The organism is Salmonella sp. NW177, from assembly GCF_051811585.1.
Lineage (GTDB): Bacteria > Pseudomonadota > Gammaproteobacteria > Enterobacterales > Enterobacteriaceae > Salmonella > Salmonella enterica.
Map to the genome: position 1 here is coordinate 237,145 of NZ_JAMMZV010000001.1, position 14,831 is coordinate 251,975.

Annotated in this window: 14 protein-coding genes and 2 pseudogenes; 11 read left to right on the forward strand and 5 right to left on the reverse strand. The window is 49.8% G+C overall.

The window, feature by feature from the left end; translation table 11 throughout:
• The first annotated feature begins 60 nt into the window (after positions 1-60).
• Entirely contained in the window at positions 61-783 is a 723-nt protein-coding gene (locus tag NA986_RS01235; protein WP_001033376.1) for a hypothetical protein, read from the forward strand.
• A 108-nt stretch (positions 784-891) separates the two neighbouring features.
• On the forward strand, positions 892-1,083 hold the full coding sequence (locus NA986_RS01240; protein ID WP_000343069.1) for a DUF2767 family protein: 192 nt from the start codon (positions 892-894) through the stop codon (positions 1,081-1,083).
• Positions 1,084-1,098: 15 nt separating this feature from the next.
• On the opposite strand, the gene NA986_RS01245 is transcribed toward NA986_RS01240, so the two are convergent.
• On the reverse strand, positions 1,099-1,365 hold the full coding sequence (locus NA986_RS01245; RefSeq protein WP_000798891.1) for a hypothetical protein: 267 nt from the start codon (positions 1,363-1,365) through the stop codon (positions 1,099-1,101).
• 341 nt (positions 1,366-1,706) lie between these two features.
• Between NA986_RS01245 and NA986_RS01250 the strand changes: the two are divergent.
• A pseudogene (locus tag NA986_RS01250) lies at positions 1,707-1,784 on the forward strand (hypothetical protein); the annotation flags it as partial.
• 129 nt (positions 1,785-1,913) lie between these two features.
• Here NA986_RS01250 and sopA read toward each other — a convergent pair.
• Positions 1,914-4,262, reverse strand: a complete 2,349-nt coding sequence (gene sopA / locus NA986_RS01255) for an SPI-1 type III secretion system effector HECT-type E3 ubiquitin transferase SopA (RefSeq protein ID WP_023206021.1) — start codon at positions 4,260-4,262, stop codon at positions 1,914-1,916.
• A 266-nt stretch (positions 4,263-4,528) separates the two neighbouring features.
• Between sopA and NA986_RS01260 the strand changes: the two are divergent.
• The 8 genes and pseudogenes from NA986_RS01260 to NA986_RS01295 all read left to right on the forward strand — a co-directional run.
• Positions 4,529-4,621, forward strand: a pseudogene (locus NA986_RS01260) (heavy metal-binding domain-containing protein); the annotation flags it as partial.
• A 259-nt stretch (positions 4,622-4,880) separates the two neighbouring features.
• Complete coding sequence (gene phsA / locus NA986_RS01265; protein WP_070793945.1) at positions 4,881-7,157, forward strand: thiosulfate reductase PhsA; 2,277 nt, start codon at positions 4,881-4,883, stop codon at positions 7,155-7,157.
• 14 nt (positions 7,158-7,171) lie between these two features.
• On the forward strand, positions 7,172-7,750 hold the full coding sequence (gene phsB, locus NA986_RS01270; RefSeq protein WP_023216045.1) for a thiosulfate reductase electron transport protein PhsB: 579 nt from the start codon (positions 7,172-7,174) through the stop codon (positions 7,748-7,750).
• Positions 7,747-8,511 carry a thiosulfate reductase cytochrome B subunit gene (phsC, locus tag NA986_RS01275; protein WP_001092553.1) on the forward strand — a complete coding sequence of 255 codons (765 nt, stop codon included), beginning with the start codon at positions 7,747-7,749 and terminating at the stop codon, positions 8,509-8,511. Before phsB ends, phsC begins: the two co-directional genes overlap by 4 nt.
• A 123-nt stretch (positions 8,512-8,634) precedes the next feature.
• Positions 8,635-9,807, forward strand: coding sequence for a serine-type D-Ala-D-Ala carboxypeptidase DacD (gene dacD / locus NA986_RS01280; protein WP_023216046.1), 1,173 nt, complete (start codon positions 8,635-8,637; stop codon positions 9,805-9,807).
• A 150-nt stretch (positions 9,808-9,957) separates the two neighbouring features.
• The gene (gene sbmC / locus NA986_RS01285) at positions 9,958-10,425 is read left to right on the forward strand and encodes a DNA gyrase inhibitor SbmC (protein WP_000384326.1); all 468 of its coding nucleotides are present in this window, start codon (positions 9,958-9,960) and stop codon (positions 10,423-10,425) included.
• A 118-nt stretch (positions 10,426-10,543) separates the two neighbouring features.
• Complete coding sequence (locus tag NA986_RS01290; RefSeq protein WP_001200858.1) at positions 10,544-11,602, forward strand: FUSC family protein; 1,059 nt, start codon at positions 10,544-10,546, stop codon at positions 11,600-11,602.
• A 244-nt stretch (positions 11,603-11,846) separates the two neighbouring features.
• A complete protein-coding gene (locus tag NA986_RS01295) occupies positions 11,847-12,182 on the forward strand; it encodes a DUF496 family protein (RefSeq protein ID WP_000450405.1) in 336 nt (111 codons plus the stop codon).
• A 33-nt stretch (positions 12,183-12,215) separates the two neighbouring features.
• Here the strand turns inward: NA986_RS01295 and pduX are convergent, their stop codons facing one another.
• The 3 genes from pduX to pduV all read right to left on the reverse strand — a co-directional run bounded on the left by pduX (position 12,216) and on the right by pduV (position 14,827).
• On the reverse strand, positions 12,216-13,082 hold the full coding sequence (gene pduX, locus NA986_RS01300) for an L-threonine kinase PduX (RefSeq protein ID WP_031618913.1): 867 nt from the start codon (positions 13,080-13,082) through the stop codon (positions 12,216-12,218).
• Between the two features lie 93 nt (positions 13,083-13,175).
• Positions 13,176-14,390, reverse strand: coding sequence for a propanediol utilization propionate kinase PduW (gene pduW, locus NA986_RS01305; protein ID WP_023216048.1), 1,215 nt, complete (start codon positions 14,388-14,390; stop codon positions 13,176-13,178).
• A complete protein-coding gene (gene pduV, locus NA986_RS01310; protein ID WP_000826271.1) occupies positions 14,375-14,827 on the reverse strand; it encodes a propanediol utilization protein PduV in 453 nt (150 codons plus the stop codon). The genes pduW and pduV overlap by 16 nt, the downstream gene beginning before the upstream one ends.
• Positions 14,828-14,831: the final 4 nt, after the last annotated feature.

Consider the following 14,831-nt stretch of genomic DNA (forward strand, 5'->3'; position numbering starts at 1 on the left):
TGAGGCGCAGTGATGATGGTGTACACTGCGCTTATCGGTACATATGTTTAGGGATGAAAAATGAATAAAATTGGTATAGTAGTTTTGTTGTCATTTTTTATGATCGGTTGTAGTGCTTGGGATAAAGGTAAAGCAAAAACAATCGAGCAAAAGCGGGATTACCTATTGGAGTATGGTCCGCAGTACGTGCCAAGTTTTTTAGTTCCTCAGTCATTGGTACAACAGCCTCCTCTAAGCGTTACTGTGTTACGAACTAAACTAGTTGATAATGGTGGGGAGACAAGTGAATTTCTCCACCGATTGGTTGATAAATGCTTTGAATCTTCGGATAGGTATTGCACTGTTAGTATGTATTATTCTGAGAACGAAAAAATAGAGAAGAAACGGCAAAAAATAGCCAATAAAAATAAACAAACATCAGTAAAAAAAGGAGACCTTTTTTATTGTCGAATGACGTTAAATCAATCTGGTGGGCCAGTTGATACTAGTCGCATGAGAGTACGTGTAAAGGACAACGTTGATTCCGTTGGTTTCCTTTTTCCTGACGATAAGCAGATTATCTCACCAAAATTAGAAGTTGTTGATTCTGACTCAGGTGAGCGATATGGACGGGCGGCTGATGGCTCCATAACCGTATCGGCTAGTTATGATGGTCATGCTTACGAAATTCAAATATTTAATACTTTGCCTGTAAGCCAATTTAACGGGGCGGTGGTAACACACACTTCGGCACTCGAATTTGCGGGTAGTATTGATGTATTTGATTGTAAAAAGGTTAAATAAAATACATATCAATATGTTTATAACCATAGAAATATATAGACATAAATGGTGCACTATGGCCTATATTACAATGATGTTGGTTCAGCGATAACAGAGCGAGAAACAGTTATGGATGAGGAAAAACAAGCTGTTTTTGACGATATATGCAGGGTTATTGGACGCGCAGTAGTCATGCTAAAAGAAACTAATCAGCCAGTTACCAAAAACAGCATAAACCTGATGCTGCAAGCGCACTCGGATCAGAGTGATGATGCGTATCTGTCCAGAATCTATGCTGTTGCAAAAGATGTAATGGAATAGCGTAAACCTTCCTATTTACTGGATTAAATTTTCTGAGCGACGTTCTATCCCCGCGTTCATGTAGTCGATAGCCTTTTGAAGCTCTTCTATGAGTGCAACCGCCCGAGTACGAGAGATACACATAAACTGGTCAGGAAACTCTTTAATTGGCCAGTTTGGTATACAGGCCATGTTATCTGTGAATGAAGCGGACAGGTAAACTTCATTAGTTCGAAGGGAATAGCCTACTTCAAAACTGGTGAGTTCGGGTAAGCTGCTTACGTTAGATTCAGTGTTTTTCATGTGGTGCTCCCGTACTGGTTTTTTGTACAGTATTATTCAAATTTAGGCTATCAGTCAAATGGCAAATTTAGGGGTGTGAGTACATAATTAAGTACATTTTTATATGTTACTTTTGTTTAATTCTATTTAATTCAGTGGGTTGTGATTTTGTTTTCGTAATCGTGGAAGAGGAATGTGCTCTGTATGCTGTCGTTTTTAACTGTCACTTGATGTACACGCCTGATGTTATCTGTATATGAAATATTTTATTCTTTTATTTTGTCGTTGATTGATTGTATTTGTACACCAATTGATATCGTTGCTAATGTTCGTACATGCGATGGTGAGTACAAAATACTAAAATGATCATCAGCGACACTAAGCTACGCTCCCTCTATGGTAAACCATATTCCGGTCCATCTGAAATTACTGATTCTGATTTAGTACTGTATGGAATTTAGACCAGGGTCAATCTGGCCGGGATCTCAAAAAATGCATGGACTAAAACGGGTCTATTTACAAAGGGACACAACGCTGTGTCCCTTAATTCCATGCGGGTTGAGGCTGGACTACGCCCAGGCCAGTGGCAGGATGGATGACAGAACACTCGGGAAATATTTTCTGGCATGACGTTGCATACTATCCGCCACAACGCTGGTACAGGTAAAGGCGCCATGGAGGCCGTGAAAACGGTCGGACCACTCGGTAAACTGTTCGCTGGATGGGAATATCGCCGGAGACAGCTCCCAGGCTTTTTGCATCAGCGCCTCCGCATAGCCTCTCAGGGCCGGCGGAGAGTCATGCTCAGTGCCGAAAATGGCGCTGGAGGAATAGCGTGCGAATGCGGTACTGAGACAGAACAGGATTTCCGCCTGCTTCTGTGGGGTGGCGTCCGTCAGGTGATAAGCACTGAGGATGTGCTGGTAGTGTGCCGGGCTGAGTTTGCCTTCAGGAAGCAAGGGGTCAAAAATGGTGGCCAGACGCGACACTGAGGCATCATCAATCAACTTCACGGTGGAATGTTTCTGGTTCGTGGCGGCAATAAACTGCTGGTTCAGCTCCCCGTTATCTTCAGTGCTGAGGATGATATCAATCAGCTCCCCAAAGCGTCGCTGCGTGGCCTGCTGATTAAATGCGGCGAGAAACACCGGAAAGTCATGACGGAATAACTCTACCGGAGAGATTTGCGCAGTGGAAACGTTCTCTCCGGCTCGCAGCAGGTAAAAGTTGTCCCATGCAGTGTCAGGAGTAGGGTTTAGCATTGTTAACAGCGTGTCAGTGGAGAGCATCATCGCCGTGTCTGAATCCTGGGAGGAAAGCAGCAGGAAATTATCTGCAGCGCGGGTTGTCCAGTCCGGGCTGCCGTCATAATTGCCGAAGAGCCCATTATGGATGTGGGGAGACACCGCCGGGTGAGCAAGATACTGTTCATAAAGCGCTGCAGCTTTCTGGCGGGTGCCATCAGTGCAGTCCACGCCTGTCATACAGTGTAAAATCACCTGATTAAAGAGTCCGCTGTGAGTAGTCATGGCGGCGCTGTTCCTGTCAAACGAATCCAGCAACACAGGCAGTATGCGCTGCTGATAATATGTGTCAGGAGCCGGCAGGGGAACGTCATTATAGGTCTGGCACTGGTGGGCAAAAAAACGTTCCTGAACAGGCCCGAGCCACTCGCTGATAAGCGCACTTTGCGTATAGGGGGGGTGGGCCAGTACGCTCACCAGCGAACTTTCAACTGGCCGGATACATGCCTCTGTTAAGCGGCCACCCCGCAATGACTTCACCAGGTCTTCCATTGCCCGGACTTTTTCCTGACTGTATTTATCGGGCAGGCTGTCAATGGTCATCAGAATACTTTTACCATTATTGTGCTCATGATTTAAAAATCCATCCACAGCGTTCTCACTCCAAAGGAGTGGCATTTGCAGCCAGATATCACCTAGACGAATAAAATTTCCGCCCCCTGACACTGACGGAGGTGATGAATTATCCGGTTCATTTAAAATAACGCCAGAGAGGTTGGCTTTGTGACGTATAAACGTATTTTTTAATGTTGTATTAATAAAAGAGGGCTGTTGTCGTGTAGTAATTGAATACTGTAAAGTCAGTTCATTCATGTCTGAATTACTAAATTTTGTATTACTGCAGACTACATCACTCAGTGTCGAATAAGTGAATCGGCATTCGTCAAAATGTAAATGAGATATATCAGAATAAGTAAATTTTGAATTTGAAAAGTTGAACCCCTTAATAATATCGCCGTCTCGCTTCATGAAGCTGGTGGGCAATATTTTGCTGAATGTAATATTACGGAAATCTGCGTTTGAAAAATCGCGATCTGCGGCCGTAAGGGTTTCTCCGGCTTTCTGTCGTAAAAGTGCATCCGTGAGTTTCTTAGCCCATTCGGCAGGTGATGACGGGGAAGACGTAGCCTGAAGTGAGAGGGAGGGTGATACTGGTGGTGTTCTACCTTCAGAAACAGTGGGCCTGTTATTGGCTGATACAGAGACTCCACCGGGGAGTGGGGCCGCACCTGTCACTCTGTAATTATAATCACATGTTTGATTTGCAATATGCTTACGCATGAATGCTGCATTCATTTTTGAGACATCTTCTGCTGAAATATTTTTCTTACCTGCATTATTTGTATCTTTAATATTTTTAACAGTAATCAATGTTTTGTTTAAGGTGTTTTTATCTTTCGGCTGAAAGAAGTCTTTTATTTTTTGTGGTAACGCGAACTCAATCGATGAGCTCTTTCCTGTTTTAAGTTTTTCATTTAAAGAAGCATGCGTGTTTTTAACACTGGTTATTTTTGAGGCGAACCCGTTTTTCGTATGTTCACGAATAGAGGTAATTAATTTTTTAACCTGGTTAGGAATAGTAGAAAAATTAATTGCGCCTGATGATATCTTCATTAGAATTCCTTATCAACATCATTATGGAAAAACGGTCTGGATTTTTAACGCCTTAAAAGTAAGCTTCATATGTCGGTATGGCGATGGAGATCACAATTCACCATGTTATCTGGCAGGTTTCTTTCAGAAAGTGTCCATCCTGTCATCATGTCACCGTATTGTGGGACGCTGACGTATCTGCGGAAAAATCAAGGCATAAGGGAGCGGGTCGGGTAACGAAGCCCGTGTGCACGCAAAAGTAAACCCGCTTCGATGCTCAACCAGCGTTTTTCACCGGCATTCGGGATATCGTCGGCGGACATTCCGGCGCGTATGAGAAAGAACTGCGTAAAGCGCGTGAAATCGCTTTTCAGGAAATAATCGTTTTCTTTTAAATATTATTACGTGTTATTGGAATTGTATCATTTTTATAATTAACAGCGGGTTGTTTGGTAATTCTGCTGATTATTCAATGACAGTCCATGTGCGTGTTCAGGAAATGTAAAATATTTATAAAATAAAAGGTTTTATCGTGTTGGCGTGTTCATTTTAACAACTATTTCAAATTGTGATTGAAACCGACATTTCATAATACAAATTAAATATAATCTTCAGCTATATCTAATAACAGGAGGTTATATGAGCATTAGTCGTCGTTCTTTTTTGCAGGGGGTAGGCATCGGCTGCTCTGCCTGTGCGCTGGGCGCTTTTCCGCCCGGGGCGCTGGCGCGCAACCCGATTGCCGGCATTAACGGTAAAACCACGCTAACGCCAAGCTTGTGCGAAATGTGTTCCTTTCGTTGCCCTATTCAGGCGCAGGTAGTCAATAACAAGACCGTTTTTATCCAGGGCAATCCTTCTGCGCCGCAGCAGGGGACGCGCATATGCGCCAGGGGCGGGAGCGGCGTCAGCCTGGTCAATGACCCGCAACGGATTGTAAAACCTATGAAACGCACCGGGCCACGCGGCGACGGTGAATGGCAGGTGATTAGCTGGCAACAGGCTTACCAGGAAATCGCGGCGAAAATGAATGCCATCAAAGCGCAGCATGGCCCCGAGAGCGTGGCTTTCTCTTCCAAATCGGGCTCGCTCTCCAGCCATCTTTTCCATCTGGCTACGGCCTTTGGTTCGCCTAATACCTTTACGCACGCCTCAACATGCCCTGCCGGGAAAGCCATTGCGGCAAAAGTGATGATGGGCGGCGATCTGGCGATGGATATCGCTAACACGCGCTATCTGGTTTCGTTTGGCCACAATTTGTATGAAGGGATTGAAGTTGCCGATACCCATGAGTTAATGACCGCGCAGGAGAAGGGGGCCAAAATGGTGAGCTTCGATCCGCGTCTGTCGATATTTTCCAGCAAGGCGGATGAGTGGCACGCTATTCGTCCCGGGGGGGATTTAGCGGTTCTGCTGGCGATGTGCCACGTCATGATTGATGAACAACTCTACGATGCGTCTTTTGTTGAGCGTTATACCAGCGGATTTGAACAGTTAGCACAGGCGGTAAAAGAGACGACGCCGGAATGGGCCGCCGCGCAGGCCGATGTCCCAGCCGACGTCATTGTCCGGGTGACACGCGAACTGGCCGCCTGCGCGCCTCACGCTATTGTCAGTCCTGGTCATCGCGCGACGTTCTCGCAGGAAGAGATCGATATGCGGCGTATGATTTTTACGCTTAATGTGCTGCTCGGTAATATTGAGCGCGAAGGCGGGCTATATCAGAAAAAAAACGCCTCTGTTTACAATAAACTGGCCGGAGAAAAGGTCGCGCCAACGCTGGCGAAACTCAACATTAAAAATATGCCGAAACCGACGGCGCAACGAATCGATTTGGTCGCACCGCAGTTTAAATATATCGCCGCTGGCGGCGGCGTGGTGCAAAGCATTATTGACGCGGTGTTAACCCAGAAGCCTTACCCGATAAAGGCGTGGATTATGTCGCGGCATAATCCTTTCCAGACCGTCACCTGTCGTTCGGACCTGGTAAAAACCGTTGAGCAACTGGATCTGGTGGTCAGTTGCGATGTCTATTTGAGCGAGAGCGCGGCGTATGCCGACTATCTGCTGCCGGAATGCACCTATCTCGAACGGGACGAAGAGGTATCGGATATGTCGGGACTGCACCCGGCTTACGCTCTGCGCCAACAGGTCGTAGAGCCGATTGGCGAGGCGCGTCCGAGTTGGCAAATCTGGAAAGAACTTGGCGAGCAGTTGGGATTAGGGCAGTACTATCCGTGGCAGGATATGCAGACGCGCCAACTCTATCAGTTGAACGGCGACCATGCCTTAGCGAAGGAACTGCGACAGAAAGGGTATCTCGAATGGGGCGTTCCGCTGCTATTACGCGAACCAGAATCCGTTCGTCAGTTTACGGCGCGTTACCCCGGCGCTATCGCGACGGACAGCGACAACACCTATGGCGAACAGCTTCGCTTCAAATCGCCCTCCGGCAAAATCGAACTTTATTCCGCAACTCTGGAGGGATTGCTCCCAGGCTACGGCGTTCCGCGCGTTCGTGACTTTGTGCTGAAAAAAGAGAATGAGCTTTACTTCATTCAGGGCAAGGTGGCCGTGCATACCAATGGCGCGACGCAGTACGTTCCTTTACTCAGCGAGCTAATGTGGGATAACGCGGTCTGGGTCCATCCGCAAACGGCGCAAGAAAAAGGCATTAAGACCGGCGATGAGATCTGGCTGGAAAATGCTACGGGTAAAGAGAAAGGTAAGGCGCTGGTGACGCCCGGAATCCGCCCGGACACGCTTTTTGTCTATATGGGATTTGGCGCTAAAGCTGGGGCCAAAACGGCGGCGACGACACACGGTATCCACTGCGGAAATTTACTGCCGCACGTGACGAGTCCGGTATCCGGTACGGTAGTGCATACCGCAGGCGTGACGCTGAGCCGGGCATGAGGGAGGAGGGAACCATGGATCATTTAACGAATCAGTACGTCATGCTGCATGATGAAAAACGTTGTATCGGCTGCCAGGCGTGTACCGTTGCCTGCAAAGTGCTTAATGACGTACCGGAGGGATTTAGCCGCGTACAGGTACAAATTCGCGCCCCTGAACAGGCATCCAACGCACTAACCCATTTTCAATTTGTCCGCGTCTCCTGTCAGCACTGTGAAAATGCGCCATGTGTCAGCGTTTGTCCTACCGGAGCGTCATATCGTGATGAAAACGGGATCGTGCAGGTGGATAAATCGCGCTGTATTGGCTGCGATTATTGTGTTGCCGCGTGTCCTTTCCATGTGCGCTATTTGAATCCGCAAACCGGCGTCGCCGACAAGTGTAACTTCTGTGCCGACACGCGGTTGGCGGCTGGCCAGTCTCCGGCGTGCGTATCCGTTTGCCCAACGGACGCGCTGAAATTCGGCAGACTGGATGAGAGCGAGATCCAGCGCTGGGTCGGTCAGAAAGAGGTCTATCGCCAGCAGGAGGCGCGTAGCGGCGCGGTCAGTCTGTACCGTCGTAAAGAAGTCCATCAGGAGGGTAAAGCATGAATACTATCTGGGGAGCGGAACTACATTATGCGCCAGATTATTGGCCGCTGTGGTTAATTTACGCAGGCGTCGTGGTGCTGCTCATGCTTGTTGGGCTGGTTATCCATGCGTTATTGCGCCGGATGCTGGCGCCAAAAACGGCAGGCGGCGAAGAGCATCGTGACTATCTCTACTCGCTGGCGATTCGCCGTTGGCATTGGGGAAATGCGTTACTGTTTGTTTTATTACTGTTAAGCGGTTTATTTGGCCATTTTTCTCTCGGCCCTGTAGCGCTAATGGTACAAGTGCATACCTGGTGTGGTTTTGCCTTACTGGCTTTCTGGGTCGGGTTTGTGCTGATCAACCTCACCACAGGTAACGGGCGTCACTATCGGGTAAATTTTTCCGGACTGGTAACGCGCTGCATACGCCAGACGCGTTTTTACCTTTTTGGCATCATGAAAGGGGAAGCGCATCCGTTCGCGGCAACAGAGCAGAATAAGTTCAATCCACTGCAACAACTGGCATATCTGGCGATTATGTACGCGCTGGTACCGCTGTTAATCATCACCGGTTTGCTGTGTCTCTATCCGCAGGTTGCGGGTCTGGGCCCTGTGATGCTGGTGCTGCATATGGCGCTTGCTATCATCGGCTTACTGTTTATTTGCGCGCATCTCTATCTGTGTACTCTTGGCGACACGCCGGGACAAATTTTCCGTAGCATGGTTGACGGCTATCATCGTCATCGTACCGCGCCGCGCGGGGATAAGTCCGCCGTCTGAGCGTATCCATAAAATAAAGTCAGCAAGAAAATGTGCCTTGTGTCACATTTTCTTGCAATTTATCCATGTTTGTTTAACTGAACTTCCGTAAAAAGAACGGCAAATAGAGACCATCCTGAGGACATGCTGTTGAAACGCCGTTTGTTTATTGCCGCTTCTTTATTCGCGATGCACCTTTCTCCTGCGCTTGCGGCCGATGCCGTAAGTTTTGCTCCCCAACCGCCAGCCATTGATGCAGGCGCCTGGGTGTTGATGGATTACACTACGGGACAGGTTCTTACCGCCGGTAATGAACACCAGCAACGTAATCCCGCCAGCCTTACCAAGCTAATGACGGGCTACGTCGTCGATCGCGCCATCGATAGTCATCGTATCAGCCCTGACGATATCGTCACCGTTGGGCGCGACGCCTGGGCGAAGGATAATCCGGTGTTTGTCGGCTCCTCGTTGATGTTTTTAAAAGAAGGGGATCGCGTGTCGGTACGCGATTTAAGCCGTGGCTTAATTGTGGATTCCGGTAACGATGCCTGTGTGGCGCTGGCGGATTATATCGCGGGCGGGCAGCCGCAGTTTGTGGCGATGATGAACAGCTATGTGAAAAAACTCAATTTACAGGATACCCATTTTGAAACCGTCCACGGTCTGGATGCGCCGGGACAACATAGCTCCGCGTATGATCTGGCCGTACTCTCCCGGGCGATTATTCACGGCGAACCTGAATTTTATCACATGTACAGCGAGAAAAGCCTGACCTGGAACGGCATCACGCAGCAGAACCGCAACGGCTTGTTATGGGATAAGACCATGCATATCGATGGGCTTAAAACCGGACACACATCGGGGGCGGGATTTAATCTTATCGCATCGGCGGTGGACGGGCAGCGCCGACTTATTGCCGTCGTGATGGGGGCGAAAAGTTCGAAAGGTCGTGAGGAACAGGCGCGAAAACTGTTGCAGTGGGGCCAGCAAAACTTTGCGACGGTGCAGATTTTGCACAGCGGTAAAAAAGTGGGCAGCGAGCGAATCTGGTATGGAGACAAAGAAAAGATTGCGCTGGGTGCGGAACAGGATTTCTGGATGGCGCTGCCCAAAGCGGAAATTCCGCATATCAAAGCAAAATATGTGCTGGATAGAAAAGAGCTGGAGGCGCCAATCGCCGCTCATCAACAGGTAGGTGAAATAGAGCTCTACGATCGGGATAAACTGATCGCTCAGTGGCCGCTGGTCACTCTGGAATCGGTGGGTAAAGGCGGTATGTTCTCTCGTCTGAGCGACTATTTTCAGCATAAAGCGTAAGCCGTTGTCACACACCGTTCACCGTCATCTGAGGTGTCAAAAGGGCGGGATTGCGAGGTTGCTCACAAAATGATCACGCTGTCCTTGTGACCGTAAAAGGCTGTAATTACACTGTACATTCATACAGTGTAGTAAAGTGACGGAGGCAGCATGGATTACGAAATCAGGCAGGAACAAAAACGCAAGATAGCCGGTTTCCACATGGTCGGTCCATGGGAACACACCGTGAAGCAGGGTTTTGAACAACTGATGACGTGGGTGGATCGACAGCGGATCGTGCCAGTTGAATGGATTGCCGTCTATTACGACAATCCAGATGTCGTACCTGCAGAAAAACTTCGCTGCGATACCGTGGTGTCCGTGGCAGAGAATTTCATCCTGCCGGACAATAGCGAAGGCGTAATCGTGACCGCCATTGAAGGCGGCGAATATGCCACTGCTGTCGCGCGTGTGGAAGACCGTGACTTTGCGAAGCCGTGGGAACGGTTTTTTGACGTCCTGGAGCAGGATAGCGCTTATCAGATAGCCTCTGCGCCCTGTTTTGAAACCTATCTGAATAACGGCATGGAAGATGGATACTGGGATATTGAAATGTATATTCCGGTACAGCGGAAGTGATCGACTGGTTTCCTGGCTGAAAAGAGCGGACGGATAATGTGTTCCGTCCGCCAGTGCGCTATTTTTGCTATAAAGCAGGTACAATGCATTTTTTGCCATTCCCGTAAGGAGCGCAAGCGTGCGTGCCGATAAGTCATTAAGCCCTTTTGAAATACGGTTGTACCGTCATTATCGCATCGTGCACGGCATACGTATCGCCCTGGCGTTCATTCTTACCTTTCTGCTGGTTCGTCTGTTTTCTATTCCCGAAGGCACATGGCCGCTAATCACGTTAGTGGTGATTATGGGGCCCATCTCATTCTGGGGAAATGTAGTGCCTCGTGCTTTTGAGCGCATAGGCGGTACGATCCTGGGCGCGGCGTTAGGGCTGGTGGCGCTACGCCTGGAGCTCTTTTCCTTACCGCTGATGCTGGTGTGGTGTGCGATAGCGATGTTTTTGTGCGGCTGGCTGGCCTTAGGGAAAAAACCGTATCAGGCGCTACTGATAGGCATAACGCTCGCCGTTGTTGTCGGCGCTCCCGCTGGTGATATGAATACGGCATTATGGCGTGGCGGGGATGTGATTTTGGGGTCGCTACTGGCAATGTTGTTTACCGGCATCTGGCCCCAGCGCGCCTTTTTGCACTGGCGCATCCAACTGGCGCATTGCGTCACGGCGTATAATCGGGTGTATCAGGCAGCTCTGTCGCCGAATTTGCTGGAGCGCCCCCGGTTGGATAAACATTTGCAACGGTTGCTGAACGATGTCGTCAAAATGCGCGGGCTGATAACGCCAGCCAGTAAAGAAACCCGGATACAAAAATCTATTTTCGAGGCCATTCAGACCATCAACCGCAATCTGGTTTGTATGCTTGAATTACAAATCAATGCCCACTGGGCGACGCGCGCCAGCCATTTTGTGATGCTTAACGCGCACACATTGCGTGAAACCCAGCAGATGACGCAGCAAACCTTGCTAACGATCGCCCACGCGTTGTTTGAAGGCAACCCGCAGCCGGTACTGGCAAACACCGGTAAACTGAATGATATTGCTGCCGAGTTGCGGCAGCTAATGAACGAGCAGCAGGGCGACGCGGTGGCTGAAACCCCCATCCACGGCTATGTTTGGCTAAGTATGGAAACGGCCCGACAGTTGGAACTGCTTTCACACTTGATCTGCCGGGCTTTGCGCAAATAAAAAGCAGATGGGGCGAATGAATTTGTTGCTGCTTCGATTCAGCAAAGATTAAGAGTATGATACTAATATAAGGATAAAATGAGTGCTACTGGCAACGATTTTATCCCCGAACCTTCAGGTTTCCCCAGACGGCGACGTAACGGTGTTTCCTCTGGCGGCTTGAAGTATGACGGGGATAAACGTAATGTTTATCCACTAGCAGTTGCTTAACGAATCCGAATCTCACATTATCAGGGGTGTAAAAATGGAAACAACCAAGCCTTCTTTCCAGGACGTGCTGGAGTTTGTTCGTCTGTTCCGTCGCAAAAATAAACTGCAACGTGAAATTCAGGATATTGAGAAGAAGATCCGTGACAACCAGAAGCGTGTGCTGCTGCTGGACAACCTGAGCGACTACATCAAGCCAGGTATGAGCGTTGAGGCGATTCAGGGTATCATCGCCAGCATGAAAAGCGACTATGAAGATCGCGTTGATGACTACATCATTAAAAATGCCGAAATCTCCAAAGAGCGTCGCGACATTTCCAAAAAGCTGAAAGCGATGGGCGAAATGAAACACGCCGATGTAAAAGCCGAATAATGCGCTACGGCAGTGGGAGCGTATATCAGGCTCTCACTGCAGTTTGACCCCGCCAGTGACCATCTTGAGTAAATGTTGTTTTGGCCAGTGTCGGGTAAGTTTTTTCTCTGCCAGCTTACCTTTCAGACGCGCAATATCATGACGTTTCCGGTCCAGCATCAGACCCACCACGCTACCGCTATGCGCCACGTTCAATCCGTATAAATCACACTCTTCGACCAGCGACAGCAGGGCGGTAAATCCTGGCTTAGGTAACAGCGTCTGGCTGGCGATAGCGCTAAGCGTAGCCGCCTCACCCAGTCGGAGCGGATTTTGCGTTATACAGGCTTCCTGCACCAGATTCCAGGCCTGCTGTAAGGTTGCTGAACTTGCTATTAATTTCTGCTGGCGAGGGAGACGGTGGTAATCTTGCGTGCGCAGTGTGACCGGACTTTCCAGTACCAGCAAATCGATTGGCGGCGGTGGCTCGCAGGCGATTTGCGTGGCCGCATTATTATGATCAAACAGCGTTAACTGATGAAAAACGGTGCTATCGGTGGGTTCGAGTGAGACGCAAAGCTGTGCAAGGGTGGTTTCATCCAGCGAATGGCCAAGATGATGCGCCGTTGCCACTGCCGTAGCGGCAATATCTGCGGTGCTGCTGGCCATGCCTTTGGCAACGGGAATTGACGAACGCACATCGACGCGAATCTCGTTACTCCAGTGCGCAGGATACTGCCAGTGCGCCAGAACGCGCTCCACCATCGCCCGCGACAATGGACGCTCGTTTACCAACGGCGGCGCAGCCGTGACTGCTACGGTGCTGTACCAGTCAACGGGGCAGGAGACCAGTTTCTCACTGCCCAGAATCCATCCCTGGATAAGTTCCCCGCATGAGGCGGGGCATTGCGCAACAGCCACGTTATCACCTTTCAGGTACGAATAGTGTGCGCGCATAGTGTCATGGTAAAAGCGTTATTACCATGACTTGCCGCAATGCGTCGTATAACCCTCTCAGGCTGGTACACAAAGCCCTTCCGTGGCCGGTAGCGCAATGCGCATAACGTCTTGTGCGATCATTAACTCTTCGTTGGTGTTGATGACGGCGACTTTCACCAGGGCGTTCTCCGTCTGGATAAATGTCGCATTACGCTGATTTTTCTCTTCATCAACGGCTAAGCCCAAAAATTGCAAATTATGGCAAACCGCCGATCTGGCTCGCGCTGAGTTCTCGCCAATTCCCCCAGTGAATACCAGCGCATCCAGTCCTCCCATTTGCATAATATAGCTGCCAATGGTGGCGCGAATGCGTTCGGCAAACAGAGTGAGAGCGAGTTTAGCCTGCCGGTTACCGGTATTGGCTGCCTGTTCGACATCGCGGTAATCAGACGACACGCCAGAAACGCCCAGCAAGCCTGACTCATTATTTAATAACTGATTCAACTGTTGCGGGGTTTTGCTTTCGCGCTGGGCTATCCACGGCAGAATAGAGGGATCAATATCTCCGCTACGGGTGCCCATCATCACGCCTGACTGCGGCGTAAAGCCCATCGACGTATTGACCGAACGCCCGTTCTTGATGGCGCAGATGCTGCTACCGTTTCCAAGATGACAACAAATCACCCGTAATGCGCTGAGTGGTACGCCCAGCTTTTCCGCCAGAACGCCGCTGACATACTTATGGCTGGTGCCATGAAAGCCATAACGGCGAATCCCCAGTTCCGCGTAATAATGCCAGGGAAGCGGGTAAATATAGGCGGGTTCATCCAGCGTCTGGTGAAATGCCGTATCAAACACGGCTACGGAAGGGGCATCAGGCAACAGTTGACGAAAAACGTGAATACCCAACGCGTTTACCGGGTTGTGAAGCGGGGCCAGTTCAGCAAGACGTTCGATTTGCGCTAACGTTTCATCCGTGACCAACGTCGAGTCTTTAAAAAACTCACCGCCGTGCGCCACACGATGGCCCACCCCATCAATGTCCCGCAGACTGTTAATGATTTGATAACCCAGCAGCTTTTCCAGAAGCAGCGTTACCGCATCGCGATGATCGGCAACGGGGACGGTTTCCTTCCATTTTTGGCTGTGCGTCTTAATTGTCACCTGCGCATCCGCCATACCGATACGTTCAATCAGCCCCTGACAGAGCATGTCGCCCTGCGGCATCTCCAGCAGCTGGAATTTTAACGATGAGCTGCCGGCGTTAATGGCCATTATTTTGTAAGACATAAAGGTTCCTTCGAATTCAGAAAATCCAGCACGGCGTCGAGACCCGAGTTATTCAGCGCGCTGGTAATAAAAATCTGTTGTGCGCCAGCCTGCGTAAGCCATTCCGCAACCAGCGAAATACGCTGCGGGTCGGCGAGATCGGCCTTGGTGACCAGGCCAATCGTCGGGCGGTTCATCGGGGCGGTAAACCCCGGAGAAAAGGGCGACCACTGGGCGTCGGCGTTCAGCACCAGGGCGATAACGTCGGCCTCGCAGGCGCTGGTCAGCAGGGCGCTATACAGGCAGCGGTTCTCCAGGTATTCGCCCGGCGTGTCGATGGCCATCGGGGACCATTCAATGGCCTGGGTTTTCTTGTAATGGAGCGCTTCGCCACGCAGGCTTTGGGTCAGCGAGGTTTTCCCGCACTGGCTGGGGCCGATAAACATCAAACGCTTCATGACG

Coding starts and splice junctions, on each gene's coding strand:
- NA986_RS01235 (WP_001033376.1), top strand. CDS start 61: ATGAATAAAATTGGTATAGTAGTTTTGTTGTCATTTTTTATGATCGGT.
- NA986_RS01240 (WP_000343069.1), top strand. CDS start 892: ATGGATGAGGAAAAACAAGCTGTTTTTGACGATATATGCAGGGTTATT.
- NA986_RS01245 (WP_000798891.1), bottom strand. CDS start 1,365: ATGAAAAACACTGAATCTAACGTAAGCAGCTTACCCGAACTCACCAGT.
- sopA (WP_023206021.1), bottom strand. CDS start 4,262: ATGAAGATATCATCAGGCGCAATTAATTTTTCTACTATTCCTAACCAG.
- phsA (WP_070793945.1), top strand. CDS start 4,881: ATGAGCATTAGTCGTCGTTCTTTTTTGCAGGGGGTAGGCATCGGCTGC.
- phsB (WP_023216045.1), top strand. CDS start 7,172: ATGGATCATTTAACGAATCAGTACGTCATGCTGCATGATGAAAAACGT.
- phsC (WP_001092553.1), top strand. CDS start 7,747: ATGAATACTATCTGGGGAGCGGAACTACATTATGCGCCAGATTATTGG.
- dacD (WP_023216046.1), top strand. CDS start 8,635: ATGCTGTTGAAACGCCGTTTGTTTATTGCCGCTTCTTTATTCGCGATG.
- sbmC (WP_000384326.1), top strand. CDS start 9,958: ATGGATTACGAAATCAGGCAGGAACAAAAACGCAAGATAGCCGGTTTC.
- NA986_RS01295 (WP_000450405.1), top strand. CDS start 11,847: ATGGAAACAACCAAGCCTTCTTTCCAGGACGTGCTGGAGTTTGTTCGT.
- pduW (WP_023216048.1), bottom strand. CDS start 14,390: ATGTCTTACAAAATAATGGCCATTAACGCCGGCAGCTCATCGTTAAAA.
- pduV (WP_000826271.1), bottom strand. CDS start 14,827: ATGAAGCGTTTGATGTTTATCGGCCCCAGCCAGTGCGGGAAAACCTCG.